This window comes from Winogradskyella sediminis, from assembly GCF_003387355.1.
GTDB lineage: Bacteria > Bacteroidota > Bacteroidia > Flavobacteriales > Flavobacteriaceae > Winogradskyella > Winogradskyella sediminis.
This window is the reverse complement of sequence record NZ_QUNH01000001.1, coordinates 1,154,462-1,171,148: the sequence shown is the minus strand read 5'-3', so window position 1 is coordinate 1,171,148 and position 16,687 is coordinate 1,154,462. Positions and strand designations below refer to the sequence as shown.

Genomic DNA, 16,687 nt, shown 5'->3' with positions numbered 1-16,687 from the left:
GTTTCATGCATAGCTTTTTTTATTAAAAATTTTAACTATGAAAAAAACACTACTTATACTTTATATTTTATTTTCTTACGTCACTTATGCGCAAGTCAGTCTTAGCGTAAGTGCCATTGAAGTAGATGAACCAGTAACTATTACCATAGACGTTAATAGTACAGATAGTAACTGTAACGGATTAGATAACCCTACAAAAGTATATATGCATTCAGGTATAGGAAATAACTCTGATGCTTTTGGATATGGTGTTGTTGGAAATTGGGGATTTGATGATGGCGTTGGTGAAATGACAAATAATGGTGATGGTACTTTTAGTATCACTATTACTCCTCAAACATATTATGGTATTACACAAACTCAAGCAGATAGTGCAACCCAAATAGGGATGGTATTTAGAAATGAAAACGGGAGTCAAGAATTAAAAGATGATGGTTGCAACGATTTCATCTATCCGGTAGGTAAAGTGCTTATTAATATAGCACAACCTTCTAGTGAAATTGTTGTTATCAATTCTGGAGATGATTTAGACATAAGTGCTACAGTTATATACCAAGGCTCTACTACAGTAATGGGTAGTTTTGAAATATTTTATAACGAAGTCTCTGTAGCAACTGGCAGCTGTGGTTTTCCTTCATGTAATTCAACTCTTTCAAATATTACAGAAAGTGGTACTGTAAAATTCGTCGGTACACCTCCAGGCTCTACCGAAACTGGAGAAACTAGTTTTGAAGTCATCGTTGTACCCAATTTAATAACAGAAACAATGCCAGCTAATATGGTTGATGGCATTAATTACCATTCAGACGCTACAAAGGCGACACTAGTTTTAACAGCTCCTGGTAAAGAGTTTATTCAAGTTGCAGGAAGTTGGAACAACTACTCGCCAACCAATAGTGATGTAATGAAACGTGACCCTTCTACTGGTAAATATTGGTTAGAAATCTCTGGTCTAACATCAGGAGCTATAGAAACCTATCAATATTGGGTGTTTGACACCAACCCTATCGCAAATTCTCCTTCTATAGTTAAAGTTGCAGATCCTTATTCTTCTTTAGTTTTATCTCCTTTTGATGATCCTTATATTTCAGAAACCACATATCCGAATATCCCTGCTTATCCTGTAGGGCAAGAACGTGAAGTTACTGTTTTACAAACAGGTCAAACTCCTTATGATTGGGAAGTTCCTAATTTTATAAAACCAGCAGAAGAAGACTTAATTATTTATGAGGTCCTATTAAGAGACTTCGACACAGATCGCAATTTTCAAGATATTATTGACAAAATTGACTATTTCAAAAACTTAAATGTCAATGCCATTGAATTAATGCCAATCATGGAATATGAAGGTAACGAAAGTTGGGGTTATAACACGGCATTCCATATGGCTATCGATAAATATTATGGTACACAAGAAAAGTTTAAAGAGCTTGTAGATGTTTGTCATCAAAACGGTATTGCTGTTATTTTAGACATCGCATTCAATCATGCATTCGGCAGAAATCCTATGGTAAGAATGTGGATGGACGATCCTGATGGTGACGGTTGGGGAGGCCCATCTACTGACAATCCTTATTTTAATGTTTACCCAACACACTCATATAGTGTTGGTAACGATTTTGACCACAGTTCTGATTATACAAAAACATATGTTAAGCAAGTAGTAAGTTATTGGATTGAAGAATATAACATAGATGGGTTTCGCTGGGATTTAACAAAAGGATTTACGCAAAATTGTGGCAATGGTACATACGGTGGTGATGAAGGTTGTACTGGAAGTTATCAGCAAGATCGTGTAGATGTTTTAAAAGAATACGCAGATCACTCATGGTCTGTAGACCCAGATCATTATGTTATTTTTGAACATTTAGGATCAGACAACGAAGAAAAAGAATGGGCTAACTACCGTCTAAATGAAGGTAAAGGTGTAATGATGTGGGGCATTATGAATTCCCCCTACAGTGAACTCACTATGGCTCAAGGTGGTGATAAAAACATTAGCCGAATGGGACATAAAGCTCATGCAAACTTTAATGGACCTAGAGTTGTAGGTTATGCCGAAAGTCATGATGAAGAGCGCTTAATGTATAAAAATATTACCTTCGGAAATACAACCAACAGTAGTCATAATGTACAAGACTTAAATACGGCATTATCTCGAATGTCTGCATTAGGAGCCGTATCCGTAATGGTACCTGGCCCAAAAATGATTTGGCATTTTGGAGAATTAGGAATGGATATTTCCATTTTTACTTGTAACGATGGAAGTTATAATAATGACGGTTGTAAACTAGATACCAAACCTCAACCTCAATGGGCAAACAACTGGTTCACCGATGCGTTAAGAGGTCAGATTTATGAGGATTGGTCTAAGCTACATAAGTTAAAAATTGAAGAACCAGTATTTGAAGGCGATTATGCGATTACTTCTGGAGATTTAACTCCAAGAATTGATATTTTTGATACTTCAATTCCATCATCACAATTACGAAACGTAATTATTTATGCTAATTTCGATGTGGTTACTAGAAGTATAGACACTAATTTCCCTAATAATGTTACTACAACTTGGTATGACTTAATGGATGTGACTGGTAGTACAACCGTTAGTAACTCTAATTCTGCAATTACGATTCCAGCAGGTCAGTTTAGAATTTTAGGAAATACAACTTCAAATGCACTTAACGTCGATGATATAGCACTATCAAATTTTAATCTTTATCCTAATCCTTCTTCCTCAAAATTTCATATAAATACCAATGTTTCTAATATTGAAATTTATGATTTAACAGGCAAAATGGTTCAATCCTATAAAGGAGATTTTAACAGAATGGATCAATTTGATATCTCTAATTTAAATACAGGAATGTATATTGTTAAGGCTATCAATAATAAAAATCAAATAAAAACAACGAAGTTAGTCAAGCTCTAAATTTTTAAAATATTTATAGCGTATAGAAAAGAGTTTCTCACATTGGGAAGCTCTTTTTTTTTATACTTAAAATTCTTCCAAATCTATAGTAAGGCAGTTTCGAATTAACAAGAATGATAGGCTAGTTTTTCAATTTTCTTGATTTTTCTCATGCGATAAAATAAGATACTAAGCGCTACAATAGCACCCAAAAAGGCAAGAGCCGCTCCTACCAATGAAGAGGAAGATACACTATAACCAAAAGCTATAGGTAAACCTGCTAAATAAGCACCTAAAGCATTACCCATATTAAAAGCACTCTGATTCATAGAAGAACCTAGCATTTCTAATCCTTTTGCACTGTTAATAATTGCCATTTGTATAGGCGTTGAAATGGTAAATGCAATCATACCTACTAAAAACGTAAACCCTAAAGCTATAATAGTATTAGTAAGTAAAAAAGAGTTTAAAATTAACACTGTACTCATTGCAACGAGACTAATTGCTACAGCTCTTAAAGGCGAAAATATTTCAGCTAATTTTGCTCCAATAAAGTTACCAAAAAACATCCCCAATCCAGCCATTATCATGGCATAGCTAATCGCATTACTAGATAAGCTTACGGTTTCTTTTAATAGTGGTGCAATATAACTGTACCACGCAAAAAAACCACCTGTTCCTACAGTCGTTAATGCTATTAACGCCCATAATTCTAGATTTTTTAGTCCTTTATGATCTGGTGTAATGGTTTTCTTTTCAGTCTTATTAAGCTGTGGCATCCAATAGTAAATACTCACTAAGGTTATTAATCCTACAACACCTACCATAATAAATGAAGCGCTCCAATGATATTGATTACCTAGATATGTTCCAATTGGTACTCCTATAACATTAGCTACGGTTAATCCCGTAAACATAATAGCGATAGCCTGTGCAGATTTACCTTGCCTAGCAAGCTTTCCTGCGACCACTGCGCCTATTCCAAAAAATGCTCCATGTGGTAAACCTGACAAAAAACGCATCATTAGCATCATTTTATAACTTGGAGAAAACGCAGATAAGGTATTAAAAACGGTGAACCATAGCATTAAGAGCAAAAGCATGCGATGTGGTTCTATTTTACGGCTTAAGCTAGTAAGTAAAGGCGCACCAACAACAACCCCTAATGCATAAGCCGCAATAAAATGGCCGGCTTCAGGAATTGTAATATTTAAGGCATTTGCTACATTAGGTAAAATACCCATAATAACAAATTCGGTTAACCCAATACCAAAGCCTCCTATCGCTAAAGCAAATAATGCCTTTTTGTTAGAAATTTCATTCTTCATAGTTTACTACTGCTTCTAAAATTATACGTTGCAAATTTCGAAACAACTAGGTCTACAAATAAATGGTAACCTAACAAATAATTATAGTAAATTATCTTTCTTCTTTTTGTACTCTGAATTTAAAAGTATAAAACGCATAAAATAAACTAAAAAAGTCATACGGATACTTATTAAGACCCTACCTAAGCAGCTAATAAACGGGGTATTATAAAAACAAAAAGCCTCTCAAAATTGAGAAGCTCTTTTACTAAGTACAGGCGGAGAGACTCGAACTCTCACACCTCGCGGCACTAGATCCTAAGTCTAGCGTGTCTACCAATTCCACCACGCCTGCAACTATCCAATAAATATTGGGATGCAAATATAAACAATAGTTTGAATATACAAATACTAATTTTTCAAGAATTCTAAATCATTTCTTAAATTTTTGAGGAGATGAATTTATTCCTCTTTAAATTCCTATTTTTGAGTAAAATCAAACCGTATTATGCAATCCATACAATCTTATATTAATGACAATAAAGATCGTTTTCTAAACGAACTTATAGATTTACTAAAAATGCCATCCATTAGCGCAGACTCTGCCTATAAAGGAGACGTACTTAAAACAGCCGATGCCGTAAAATTAAGCCTCGAAAAAGCAGGCTGCGACCACGTTGAAATTTGTGAAACAGCAGGCTACCCTATTGTGTATGCCGAAAAAATAATTGACAAAAATTTACCGACTGTTTTGGTTTATGGCCATTACGATGTACAACCACCAGACCCTTTAGATTTGTGGAACTCACCTCCTTTTGAACCTGTTATTCAAAAAACAGAATTACACCCTGAAGGTGCCATTTTTGCCAGAGGTGCCTGTGATGATAAAGGTCAAATGTATATGCATGTAAAAGCCATGGAATACATGACAGCTAACAACGAATTGCCATGTAATGTAAAGTTCATGATAGAAGGTGAAGAAGAAGTAGGTAGTGTCAACTTATCAACATTTGTAAAAAATAATCATGAAAAATTAAAAAATGATGTCATACTGATTTCTGATACAGGAATGATAGCACCAGATGTACCATCCATCACAACCGGCTTAAGAGGTTTAAGTTATGTTGAAGTTGAAGTTACAGGTCCAAACCGAGATTTACACTCTGGACTTTATGGAGGTGCCGTAGCCAACCCAATTAATGTATTAACTAAAATGATTGCATCACTACACGATGAGAACAATCATATCACCATTCCAGGTTTTTATGATAAAGTTGAAAACCTTTCGGATGAAGAACGTGCCGAAATGGCAAAAGCTCCATTTTCTTTAGAGGGTTATAAAAAATCTTTAGATATCGATGCTGTTTATGGTGAAGCTGGTTATTCTACTAACGAGCGTAATTCTATTAGACCAACTTTAGATGTGAATGGTATTTGGGGAGGTTATACAGGTGAAGGTGCCAAAACAGTAATTGCCAGTAAGGCTTATGCCAAAATCTCTATGCGTTTAGTGCCTCACCAAGAATGGGAAGAGATTACAGACTTATTTAAAACGCACTTTGAAAGTATAGCACCAGATGGAGTAAAGGTTAAAGTTACACCTCATCATGGTGGACAAGGTTATGTGACTCCTATTGATAGTTTAGGTTATAAAGCAGCTTCAAAAGCATATGAACAAACGTTTGGAAAAACACCAATCCCTCAACGAAGTGGAGGAAGTATTCCTATTGTCTCGCTTTTTGAAGAAGAATTGAAAAGTAAAACCATTTTAATGGGCTTTGGTTTAGATAGTGATGCAATACACTCACCAAACGAACATTTTGGAGTGTGGAATTACCTTAAAGGTATTGAAACCATTCCGCATTTTTATAAATATTTTACAGAATTATCAAAATAAACCACGACGGACTAGAAGTCCGTAGCTTTGATAAAGAATGAATTTCTTTTTAAAAATCGTTTGTCATTCCTGCGAAGTCAGGAATCTAAAAATGTAGAATATTAATGGATTCCTGCCTTCGCAGGAATGACAAGTTGCGGTTAAAAGTTTATAGAAACTAAATTAACTGCAATGGAATTTCCGGGTTTTAATCTTTAATTAGTTAAGAAATGATAAGTGGTTCAGGATTGCTAAAACCTATTTAACGCAATACATTTAGACCAAAAAAAACAGAATCCGTTCCGCTTGAACGGATTTTTTTATTGGTATTTCAACTCTACACTTGTAGAATTAAAACATATACTCTACATTTGTAGAGTCAATTCTAAATATGTAGAGCATGCAACTTTCAAAAACCGAAGAACAATTAATGCAGTACCTCTGGAAGCTTGAAAAAGCTTTTATGAAAGATCTCTTAGATATCTATCCAGATCCTAAACCGGCCACCACAACAGTTGCCACCTTGCTTAAACGTATGATTGGTAAAGGTTTTGTAGATTATAAAACCTTCGGGAAGTCTAGAGAATATTATCCATTAGTAAAGAAAGAAGATTATTTCTCAAAGCACGTTAACGGACTCATTAAAACATTTTTTAATGATAGCGCTTCGCAATTTGCTTCCTTTTTCACGCAAAAAACCGATTTAACTAAAGAAGAGTTAGAAGCACTAAAGAAAATTATAGATACAGAAATAAAAAACCGATAATTATGGAAACGTATATATTAAAATTTTCGGCGTGCTTAGGTGTATTTTGGTTAGTCTATGTATTCTTTTTAGAACGGCAAAACATGCACCGTTTTAAGCGTTTCTATTTACTAGCTACATTAATTTTGGCATTAGTAATTCCTACGTTAACCATAACAGAATATGTTGAGCCTTTTGTTACCGGTTTTGAAACGGCTCCTGAATATTTTCCAATAGAATTAGCAATAGAAGAAGTAACTATTGAAGAAGTGCCTTTCTTCAATTTAGAAACCATACTTTGGTTAATTTACGGACTTGGCGTTTTAGTATTTACGTCACGATTTATTATAAATCTTATAAGAATGCAACGACGTATTTCTAAGAATGAAAACATCAAAACGCGTTCATTTATTTATGTTTTACTTCAAGAAAACACAATTCCACATTCCTTTTTTAGATATATCTTTTTTAATAAAACAAGATATGCATCTAACAACATTCCGAAAGAAGTCTTACTTCACGAAGAAACGCACTCCAAGCAGTTACACAGTTTAGATATTATTATTTTAGAGTTACTTCAAATTGCATTTTGGTTTCATCCCTTAATTTACATATTGAAACATCATGTAAAACTTAATCATGAGTTTTTAGCTGACCAAGCCGTTTTAAAACAAGGTGTGAACACTAAAACCTATCAAAACATATTATTACAATTTTCATCAAACACTCAAGACTATCAATTCTCGAGTGCCATCAATTATTCATCAATCAAAAAACGATTTACAGTTATGAAAACACAAACCTCCAAAACCCGAGTTTGGCTAAGTACCTTATTAGTATTGCCAATTATTGCGATTCTTTTTTACAGTTTTGCTGAAAAGGAATATGTTGAAAAAGAAGAATCATCCATTATTGACCATGTTGAACACATTAAAGATGAATTAAAAATAGTGGAGGAGTTGCCAATTCATTATGTAGACCAAAACGTTGTTGAAATCTATTTAAAAAAATACGACATCTATGAAGCGCTTAGAACTACTGAACCACATTACATCAACAAATTAAAGCAAGAACAAGAAAAGTTAGATGACTTATTTTCAGATTTAGGAGGTCTATATTATAGAATGTCTGAAGAAAATAAAGCAAAAGTAAAAAGACCTATTTCACCAATAAAACCTTATGTACAAATTACCCTTAATGGTATAACATATTACAAAAAACGCAATGAGTTAACAGCAGAAGAAACAGCTGCGCTTCTTCCACCTCCTCCACCTCCTTTATCTATTCAAAAGGCTAATTATAATCTGAAGGAAAAACCAATCATGGTAATTCTAATCAACAGAAACGGAGAATTATTAGTAGAAAACAATTATGCTTCTTTGGAGAGTATTGAGTGGAGATTAAAAACATTATCGAAGTCCTTTGATGAATCCAACTCAGTTTTCGTCAGAATCGATAAAAGTGATGCTTCAGAAAAGACATTAGAAAACGTAATCGCTTTGGTTAGAAAATATGACTTTAAGATTATTCAATCTGATGCACCCTCAATAGCACCTCCTCCACCTCCTATAAAACAAACATCTAAAGGAGGTCCAAACGCTGGTGACACCCAAAGTGTATATAATCCTTCGTTTTTAGAATATATTATTGAAATGGACAACGAAGATGCCACGTTCTATTTAGATGATGAAAAAATCTCTGCTAAAGAAGCAAAAGCTATTGCCATAAACAACAACGGCAAACGAACCAATATGACAACTCAAAAAGATGCTGACGGAAATTATTTAGTTAAACTTTCAAGTGCTGAGAAAAAAAAGATCTACGCAAGAAGTATTGAGTTAAAAGTTTTAAATGAAAATTCATATTTGATAGATGGCATAAAAGCAACAAAGGAAACATTTGTAGATGTATTTAATCAATTACATCAAGATATTACTCCTGAGCAGCGTAAAATTTATATGAATATTCATGTGAAATCTTCCAAAGAAATTTCAAATAAGGAAGTTTGGTTTATTTATAATTCGCTTCAGGATTACGGATTTTATCGTATTGTAGCACCTAATCAAGAAATAAATAGAGCAAAAGGTAATACGCCTTTTGCCATTGAGAGTCATTTTTCAGAACAAGAAATAGCAACAGATAAAGAAGTTGCAGAATACAATGCTTGGGCGAGGCAACTAAAAAAAGAAACACTGGCTGCTCAAGAAGACGAAAGCAACGGTAAAACAGCGAATTATCCAATTGTAAAACAAAAAGACTTAATAAAATATGTTGGAATCTATAAACGTATGACTTCAGCCCAGAAAGAAAATTCTGTAGAATTACCAATTGCGGATGATGAACTAAAGACAACGGGCTTAAAATTTCCACCTCCACCACCACCAGAAACTACATTAGATTTTATCGTTAGAATGGCAAAAGCAAACGCTAAATTCTTTAATCAAGGAAAATCTATTTCTTCAGATGAAGCCATTGCTTTAATAAAAACGAATCCTAAACTGAATGTTAATGCTCAAAAAACTGATACAGCTCGTCCTTTAATTTATATATCCAAAAAACCAATCCTTATCGGAGTGAAAGGAAAAGCTGATGAGCAACTATCTATTAATGTCATGGTTAATGGTAAAGCCATAAGAACATCGGAAATAGAAATGACAATAGAGACATTTAAAAATTTAGAACTTTCTACTAAAAACGGAAATATATCCTCGTTTAAACTCAAGATTCCAGGAAAAGCAACCCAATTTTTAAAAGGACATTCTATTGATTTAAATTCGGTAAAGCACATTAGTGATATTAATATAGGTGATCATCTTGTTCTATTTGACATTAAAGACGACTCTGACATAATAATTGAACCGCTAATCATTAAGATTACCAATTAAATACTTAAGAAGTATCAATATTTTTAGATTTTTATAAAAAAGGCCTCTTAATTGAGGCTTTTTTCATCTAAACATGTAACAAACAGTAAGTTTTAGCGTTTAATAGTCAATCAATCAGCCTAAATTTTAGGTCAATCAAAAAACAAACACTTATGTTAAAGCAATTCTTCATCCTTTGCTCTGGCGCTGACACCGACATTTTAAACGACTGCTCCATTGGCGAACAGAACAAATATGCAGGTATTGGAGCTACCGTTTTCTTTACCGCTGTTATGGCTACCATTGCAGCTAGTTATGCACTTTTCTCGGTTTTCGACAATCTGTATGCTTCAATTTTCTTTGGCCTCATTTGGGGTTTACTCATTTTTAATTTAGACCGCTATATTGTTTCAACGATTAAAAAGCGCGACAATATTTTAGATGAAATCCTTCAAGCCACTCCACGACTTTTCTTAGCACTTATTATTGCAGTAGTGATATCGAAACCTTTAGAATTGAAGATTTTTGAAAAGGAAATTAATCAAGTGTTATTAGAACAAAAAAATGATTTAACCTTAGCGAACCAAAATCAAATCGCTGAACAATTTAGTCCTAAAATTGCTGCGCTTGAAAGTGAAATTTCAGGCTTAAATGCTCAAGTTGATGCCAAAGAAACGGAAGTCAATGGTTTATATGATACTTATATTTCAGAAGCTGAAGGCACAGCGGGTTCTAAACTTTTGGGCAAAGGTCCTGTGTATAAGGAAAAGCGCGACAAGCATGATGCTGGATTAGCCGAGTTACAACAATTAAAATCTGATACTAAAACTAAAATCGAAGCGCTTGAAACCCAAATAGCAACGCTTCAAGACGATTATACAGCTCACGTTGAAACCTCACAACCTATTATTGATAATTTTGATGGTTTAATGGCACGTATCACCGCTTTGGGCGAATTACCTTGGCTACCATCCTTTTTTATTTTTCTATTGTTTTTAGCGATTGAAACCTCGCCAATCATAGCCAAACTATTAGCGCCAAAAGGGGAATTTGATTATAAACTGCAAGACCAAGAAACCGTGATTCAAGCCTGGACCATGCAAAAAGTTGCTGAGCGTCAACTCCTTTTAAAAACCGATAATGACATTAACAATAAAGTTTACACTGAAATTGCAGATGAAGAAGACGTGATGAACTATAAGCGGAAACAAGCAAAAATTCTTATGCAAAATCAAGCTGATGCGTTTTTAAAACAACAAAAAGGTATACTTTAGAAAATTAGTTGTTATTTTTAAATGATAAACAACAACCAATTCTTATGAAATATATTCTCGCCATTGCTATAGCCCTATTGTGTTTTAGCTGTATTAGCATTAAGGCTGATGTGACCACAGAAACCACTAACACTGATGATTCTACATCACTTGCTGAAGCTGGTATACACTTAGTAATGGAAGCACAAGAAATTGCTTGGAACAATCATGATTTAGAAGGTTTTATGCAAGGGTATTGGAAAAGTGATTCCCTAAAATTTTACGGCAGCAGAGGGCTAACATATGGTTGGGATCAAACTTTAGCCAATTATAAAAAAGGCTATCCTACAAAAGCTGAAAGCGGAACACTTCATTTTGTAATCAATGACATATCAAATATCGAAGGCGATAACTATTGGGTGATGGGTGAATACCATCTAAAACGCCAAGCAGGAGATGCCAACGGAGTCTTTATGATAATTTTTAAAAAGATAGATGGCGAATGGAAAATAGTCGCTGATATGTCTTGCTAATATTTAATTCAACAAGCATCAAAAATAAAGTGATTCCGAGACGACCTTCTATCACTATAAGGGCTTTAGAATCACTAAACCTCTATTACTTTATCAGACTTGTCTATGGTTAAGCTGCTACAACCTTACGCGGAGAAACTACAGTCTGTTTTGTTTCTTCAGTTTTAAAGTGCTGATACAACTCTTTACATCCAATACCAATTATAGATAATTGTTTTGATTTTGAAATGGATTCGTTATGTAATTTTGCTAAGGCCATTACACCTGCTCTATCAATACTATGAACCTGTTCAATATCCAGTAGGATACTATCCAGTTTATCAAATACGTTTGAAAAATGCGCATCGAAAGTTTTTAGGTTCAGCTTATTTAAAGCTCCCTTAATTTGAAATCGATTATTGTAATTTGTAATTTGTAAGTCCATAATAAATAATGTTTAAGTGTTGATACTAATTGAGGCTATTAATCAGCAAACTTTACGATATTATTTAGAGGGATTACCACAATATCGGATTTAACCATATGATTTTCAGTTATTTTCGACAAAGCGCCAATTTGCCTTGTTAACTCGAATTATTTGGTTGATAATCTCGATAAACAACATCGTATTAAATAAAAAAAACAAAGCCCGAATCAATTAAGAATCAAGCTTTTAAATTGTATTTATTTGATACTTTCTGTATCAAAACAACCTTTATTAGGTCTTCTTTACATAGTCCGTAATAATAACAATTTGTTGGCCATCTACTCTTCCTTCTATATAGGTTTCATTTTCATGATCTAACCTAATATTTCTAACAGCAGTACCTTGCTTGGCCACCATACTAGACCCTTTTACCTTAAGATCTTTTATTAAAACCACAGAGTCTCCATGTTCTAAAATGACTCCGTTAACATCTCTATGAATTAATTTATCATCCTCATCTTCACCGTCTCCAGAGGCCTTAGCTAATTCTAAAATATCATCTTCTAAATACATCATATTTAAAAGATCTTGGGTCCAATCTGCTTCAATTCTATTTAGCATTCTCCAAGCCATAATCTTTACGGCATCGTGCTCACTCCACATACTATCATTAAGACATCTCCAGTGATTGATGTCGATAGCATCAGAATCAGTCATTTGATTGACACACAGATTACAAGCATATAAGGCTAAATCTTTAGTGTCTGGCACTTCGTAAACAGATAGTTTCTCAGTATTACCACATAATTCACAGCAACCGTTACTTCTTTGTTGAAGTGTTTTTTCTATACTCATCTTATTATTTATTTTATGGATGAGCAAATATAGAATTATCTCTCTATTATTTTAGTCTAACCCCTTAGAATTATTACATTTCTAGGATCTTACAGTACAAGCTTAGTCGGTTAATAAATTTGAATTTCTATTACCTGGATTATCCTTATACCAATCTAAAGCCTGTGTTCCACCTGATTCTGCCCACTCATTAAAATAATTATAAGCGTCGTTAATTTTTACAGCTTCTTTTGGCACATTAAAATCGTGTATAATACTAATTGCCCAAGGATAACCATTACTAGATACGTAGTTTCCATTAGGATCGTTATTTAAACCTTCGATCTCAATACTATTATTACCCAAACTTGTAGGATTATAATAAGGCAAGTGTATTTCATTTTCACGAACCTTATTTGCAATAATAAACGGATTAAATGGTGCAACTCCCAACGCTTCTGTAGATACTGGTTCCGTAAATTTGATAGAAATAGTTGTTTGGTTCGTTAAATTAATAGCATTATCTGTTAATATCACAACCGCTTTAGCTTGATTGGTTTCAGTTCCATTGGTAGCTACTTGAATATAATTTTCGGTATAACTCGTTCCTGAGACACTTTCAATTTGATCACTAGTTAACCCTTCTATTTCTACTCCTATTCCATTTATATAACCTGCTGAATTTGATTTCACCTTAGCAATAAAGTCTATTTGTACTGCTAAATTATCGGAATTTAATACGGCGATTGCTTGATAATTTAAAGCCATATCGTTAAAATCATAATCACCATTAGAAGGCCATAGGTCTTCAAAAGCAATGGTTCCTGTACCGTATTTACTTGGTGTAAACATTTCAAAAGCCTTATCTGCTTCTTCTGGGTAGGCATCATCTCTATCTAAAATCCCATCTCCATCTGTATCGGTATTATCTGTATCTTCAGAATAAACTCTAAAGGTTGTAAGATCATTTATTGTCACTCCAAAATCAGTAGTATTATTGGCACTTACACCATAGGCATACTGCCAACCACCTGTTACGGTATCCATAATAATTAAATCTGAACTATTACCATTACTTGCCAACCATAATTCTTGATTAGAATCAAACGTCATAGAAGTTGGTGAGAAAGGTAAATTATCTGCACTAATACGATAGCTATCATATTCGCCATTAGCATTAAGTTCTAAACGGTACAAACCAGAGAACGTACATAAAAATAAGGTACCATCTTCAGCAAATGCTAAATCACCACCACTTGTATTATGTAAATCGTTAATGGTCCATATATTTAAGTTATTTCCATTTGCTGGATCAAATGTGTATAATTTATCTAAGTTAGAAAAATACAGTAAACCATCATTTTTATTGAAGTCTAATCTTGGTCCACCAATACCTAAATTAGCCACGGTTTCCCATGTATCATTTTCTATTGAGTATTTCATAAGTGGATGCGGATTACTTTTTCCAATAGAGTACAATACTTTATTTTCTTGGTCTATTGCACAAGTCCAACTTCCCATTGGCATATCTGATATATAGGTAAGCACTCCATCTAAAGGATTAACTTGAAATAACTCACCAGAACCATTAACGCAATATAAATAATCGTTTACAATGGTACTATCCGTAGATGATCTTCCTGAAGATGTAAAGTGTGTATAATTAACCTCATTGCTATAAATCTCTTCTATTGAAGACGTATAATTTAAATCCTTTACTCTTCGAATATACACTTTATCATAAAATGTAGGAATATTAATAGACTGCTTAAGAAGGCCATTCTGAGTTACTCCTGAAAAAATTAACTTGTTAATAATGTCATTTCTGTAAATATTTTCAGTGACCGTTTCATTAGATTGGTTAACAAACGTTTCACTTCCTAAAAAATAAGGATCTTCTATGTAAGCATAGACATCATATTTAGCAGATTCGTTATCATTAATTACAATATCTACGGTTCTATAGGTACTATAGTCAAAGCCTTCAGGAACATTAATACTATTATCCGTATCCGTTGAAGATGATCCATCTCCATTAATGTCTGGTTTAGCACAAGAGCCAAAAACAACTAAAAGCGCTAGGCTTAACACGTGTAAAATATTTATTTTCATAATAACTTGTTTTTTCATTTCTGTAAAATTACCTCGTAATTAGACGCGAGATTTATATTTTCTATATGTCGTATAGCACAAGGGCTAGAAAGCTATTTACTATCGACGAATTGCAGAATGTATTTTAACTTATCTTTTGAGACATTGCTAACACCTTATCTAGGTGTTTAGGTATTGAAAACAAACTTTGGTAATAAGTTTGTTTAACTTTTTTCGCAGCGATTTCTTCTTTAATTAAAGTGATTATAGTTTGCTGATGACTCTCAAATTTTTTTACAAATTCAAAACTCTCTAAACTTGAAAAATCAGCGATATAACCCACATATTTAAGGTTATAATGGTTATATACATATCTGGCTCCAGCTTTTACTGCGGAAGAAGTTGATTTGGTTCGTTTGGTACTTACAACAGCTATATGATCTCCGTGATAAGCGATCTCGTTAAGCTGCTCCAACACTATATCATCATTACTATTACAGACCAAACAAATCTTAATATTATGAAGTGCTTTGAGTGAAGTAATAAAATCTGACTTAAGCTGTGAATCCTTAAAATGATTAAATACAATGATGAGGCCTACGTGCATATTTGCTGAATTTTCTTTATTAAAATGCACTATTAGTGTGCTCTTTTTGCACGTTCCCAGTTTACCGATTGATTATTATTTATAAACCTAAAAAAACCGAGGACTACGGATAAATTCATGATAAAGAAATAGTAAGGTACAAATAGTATTTTAACACTTGTAGCATTATTTTCTAACAACCAACCTAATAAAGCACAGACATACATCAGTAATTGTGCCCAGAAAAATAGACTATAAAAATGAAGACTACTAAAACCAACGTTTGCTGCTAAAATCGCAGATATCGGAAGTAACAATAATAAACTAAGCGGAGTTACCGTCCAACGCAAAACACGATGCGATATATACTGAAATGATAAAACACCATATTTAAAAATATTAAGTAAAGCATGTAGTCTTATTACAGACTGTATACCACCTGCTGAAATTCTAACTTTTCGTTTTAATTCTTCTTTTACATTTGCAGAAGCTGTTTCTATAGCATAGGCTTCAGGATTATATTGTATGGTATAACCTTGTTGAGCAACTCTTAAAGAGATTATAAAATCATCTAACAACGTATCTTGTTCAACTTCTTGATACAACTCAGTTCTAATTGCAAATAATTCGCCAGCTGCACCAACAGCTGAATACAACTCTGCATCCCATTTTTTTAACATGGATTCATATTTCCAATATAAACCCTCTCCGGCTCCAGCTGCAGCATCACTAGTCTTATCCACAATTCTTTTTTCACCAGATACACAACCTACTTTGGCATCTTTAAAACAATTAACAATATGAATAATTGAATCTTTGCCGAGATCTGTATTTGCGTCACTAAAAATGACTATAGGCGTTTTTACAAAAGGCATTACGCGGTTCATAGCATTTATTTTACCTTTTCTTTCGTCTTTATGATAGAGCTCTACATTATCATATTGTTTTAAGCGAGCGTCCGTACCGTCATTAGATCCGTCTGTAACCCATACAATTTTCAATTTGTCTGAGGGATAATTCAACTGCATGGTGTTCTTCATCTTCTGGCTCACATAATCACTCTCGTTGTATGCTGGAATTAAAAGGGTGACTTCTGGCCATTCATCAGCACTGAAAGTATCCTCGGTCTTTCTTTTAAAAAGTCGTTTAATTTTCACCAACGCATACAGCACAACGCCATAGCCAACATACGTGTATATAATGATGATTAATAAAATCCAGAACAATACTTTTAAAGTTTCCATGACGTTGATTTTACCGTAAAATTAGACCGTCACTAGA

General features: G+C 33.6%; 12 protein-coding genes and 1 tRNA gene. 6 read left to right on the top strand and 7 right to left on the bottom strand.

Annotation, left to right across the window (positions count from 1 at the left end; genetic code table 11):
- Positions 1-37 precede the first annotated feature (37 nt).
- Positions 38-2,932, top strand: a complete 2,895-nt coding sequence (locus tag C8N41_RS05050; RefSeq protein WP_115838424.1) for an alpha-amylase family glycosyl hydrolase — start codon at positions 38-40, stop codon at positions 2,930-2,932.
- A 104-nt stretch (positions 2,933-3,036) separates the two neighbouring features.
- On the opposite strand, the gene C8N41_RS05045 is transcribed toward C8N41_RS05050, so the two are convergent.
- Both C8N41_RS05045 and C8N41_RS05040 read right to left on the bottom strand, forming a co-directional pair.
- Positions 3,037-4,239, bottom strand: a complete 1,203-nt coding sequence (locus C8N41_RS05045) for an MFS transporter (protein ID WP_115838423.1) — start codon at positions 4,237-4,239, stop codon at positions 3,037-3,039.
- Positions 4,240-4,491: 252 nt separating this feature from the next.
- Positions 4,492-4,573 (bottom strand) — tRNA-Leu (locus tag C8N41_RS05040).
- A gap of 153 nt (positions 4,574-4,726) precedes the next feature.
- Here C8N41_RS05040 and C8N41_RS05035 point away from each other — a divergent pair.
- From C8N41_RS05035 to C8N41_RS05015, 5 genes are all read left to right on the top strand, one after another.
- Positions 4,727-6,115, top strand: a complete 1,389-nt coding sequence (locus tag C8N41_RS05035; RefSeq protein WP_115838422.1) for a dipeptidase — start codon at positions 4,727-4,729, stop codon at positions 6,113-6,115.
- Between the two features lie 379 nt (positions 6,116-6,494).
- Entirely contained in the window at positions 6,495-6,860 is a 366-nt protein-coding gene (locus tag C8N41_RS05030) for a BlaI/MecI/CopY family transcriptional regulator (RefSeq protein ID WP_092445140.1), read from the top strand.
- 2 nt (positions 6,861-6,862) lie between these two features.
- Positions 6,863-9,724 carry a M56 family metallopeptidase gene (locus C8N41_RS05025; protein ID WP_115838421.1) on the top strand — a complete coding sequence of 954 codons (2,862 nt, stop codon included), beginning with the start codon at positions 6,863-6,865 and terminating at the stop codon, positions 9,722-9,724.
- Between the two features lie 152 nt (positions 9,725-9,876).
- On the top strand, positions 9,877-10,977 hold the full coding sequence (locus C8N41_RS05020; RefSeq protein WP_092445144.1) for a DUF4407 domain-containing protein: 1,101 nt from the start codon (positions 9,877-9,879) through the stop codon (positions 10,975-10,977).
- Between the two features lie 44 nt (positions 10,978-11,021).
- Entirely contained in the window at positions 11,022-11,489 is a 468-nt protein-coding gene (locus C8N41_RS05015; RefSeq protein ID WP_115838800.1) for a YybH family protein, read from the top strand.
- A gap of 109 nt (positions 11,490-11,598) precedes the next feature.
- On the opposite strand, the gene C8N41_RS05010 is transcribed toward C8N41_RS05015, so the two are convergent.
- The 5 genes from C8N41_RS05010 to C8N41_RS04990 form a co-directional block, all read right to left on the bottom strand.
- Positions 11,599-11,913: an STAS domain-containing protein gene (locus C8N41_RS05010; RefSeq protein ID WP_115838420.1), complete on the bottom strand. Its 315-nt coding sequence runs from the start codon at positions 11,911-11,913 to the stop codon at positions 11,599-11,601.
- Between the two features lie 273 nt (positions 11,914-12,186).
- The gene (locus C8N41_RS05005; protein WP_092445148.1) at positions 12,187-12,750 is read right to left on the bottom strand and encodes a PhnA domain-containing protein; all 564 of its coding nucleotides are present in this window, start codon (positions 12,748-12,750) and stop codon (positions 12,187-12,189) included.
- A 102-nt stretch (positions 12,751-12,852) separates the two neighbouring features.
- Complete coding sequence (locus C8N41_RS05000; RefSeq protein WP_170137091.1) at positions 12,853-14,841, bottom strand: LruC domain-containing protein; 1,989 nt, start codon at positions 14,839-14,841, stop codon at positions 12,853-12,855.
- 124 nt (positions 14,842-14,965) lie between these two features.
- A complete protein-coding gene (locus C8N41_RS04995) occupies positions 14,966-15,427 on the bottom strand; it encodes a hypothetical protein (protein ID WP_092445154.1) in 462 nt (153 codons plus the stop codon).
- A gap of 32 nt (positions 15,428-15,459) precedes the next feature.
- Complete coding sequence (locus C8N41_RS04990; protein WP_115838418.1) at positions 15,460-16,650, bottom strand: glycosyltransferase family 2 protein; 1,191 nt, start codon at positions 16,648-16,650, stop codon at positions 15,460-15,462.
- Positions 16,651-16,687: the final 37 nt, after the last annotated feature.

What these genes read in the sequence shown, in the direction of transcription:
- C8N41_RS05020 (WP_092445144.1), top strand. Translation starts at nt 9,877, where the DNA reads ATGTTAAAGCAATTCTTCATCCTTTGCTCTGGCGCTGACACCGACATT.
- C8N41_RS05015 (WP_115838800.1), top strand. Translation starts at nt 11,022, where the DNA reads ATGAAATATATTCTCGCCATTGCTATAGCCCTATTGTGTTTTAGCTGT.
- C8N41_RS04995 (WP_092445154.1), bottom strand. Translation starts at nt 15,427, where the DNA reads ATGCACGTAGGCCTCATCATTGTATTTAATCATTTTAAGGATTCACAG.
- C8N41_RS05045 (WP_115838423.1), bottom strand. Translation starts at nt 4,239, where the DNA reads ATGAAGAATGAAATTTCTAACAAAAAGGCATTATTTGCTTTAGCGATA.
- C8N41_RS04990 (WP_115838418.1), bottom strand. Translation starts at nt 16,650, where the DNA reads ATGGAAACTTTAAAAGTATTGTTCTGGATTTTATTAATCATCATTATA.
- C8N41_RS05005 (WP_092445148.1), bottom strand. Translation starts at nt 12,750, where the DNA reads ATGAGTATAGAAAAAACACTTCAACAAAGAAGTAACGGTTGCTGTGAA.
- C8N41_RS05010 (WP_115838420.1), bottom strand. Translation starts at nt 11,913, where the DNA reads ATGGACTTACAAATTACAAATTACAATAATCGATTTCAAATTAAGGGA.
- C8N41_RS05035 (WP_115838422.1), top strand. Translation starts at nt 4,727, where the DNA reads ATGCAATCCATACAATCTTATATTAATGACAATAAAGATCGTTTTCTA.
- C8N41_RS05050 (WP_115838424.1), top strand. Translation starts at nt 38, where the DNA reads ATGAAAAAAACACTACTTATACTTTATATTTTATTTTCTTACGTCACT.
- C8N41_RS05000 (WP_170137091.1), bottom strand. Translation starts at nt 14,841, where the DNA reads ATGAAAATAAATATTTTACACGTGTTAAGCCTAGCGCTTTTAGTTGTT.
- C8N41_RS05030 (WP_092445140.1), top strand. Translation starts at nt 6,495, where the DNA reads ATGCAACTTTCAAAAACCGAAGAACAATTAATGCAGTACCTCTGGAAG.
- C8N41_RS05025 (WP_115838421.1), top strand. Translation starts at nt 6,863, where the DNA reads ATGGAAACGTATATATTAAAATTTTCGGCGTGCTTAGGTGTATTTTGG.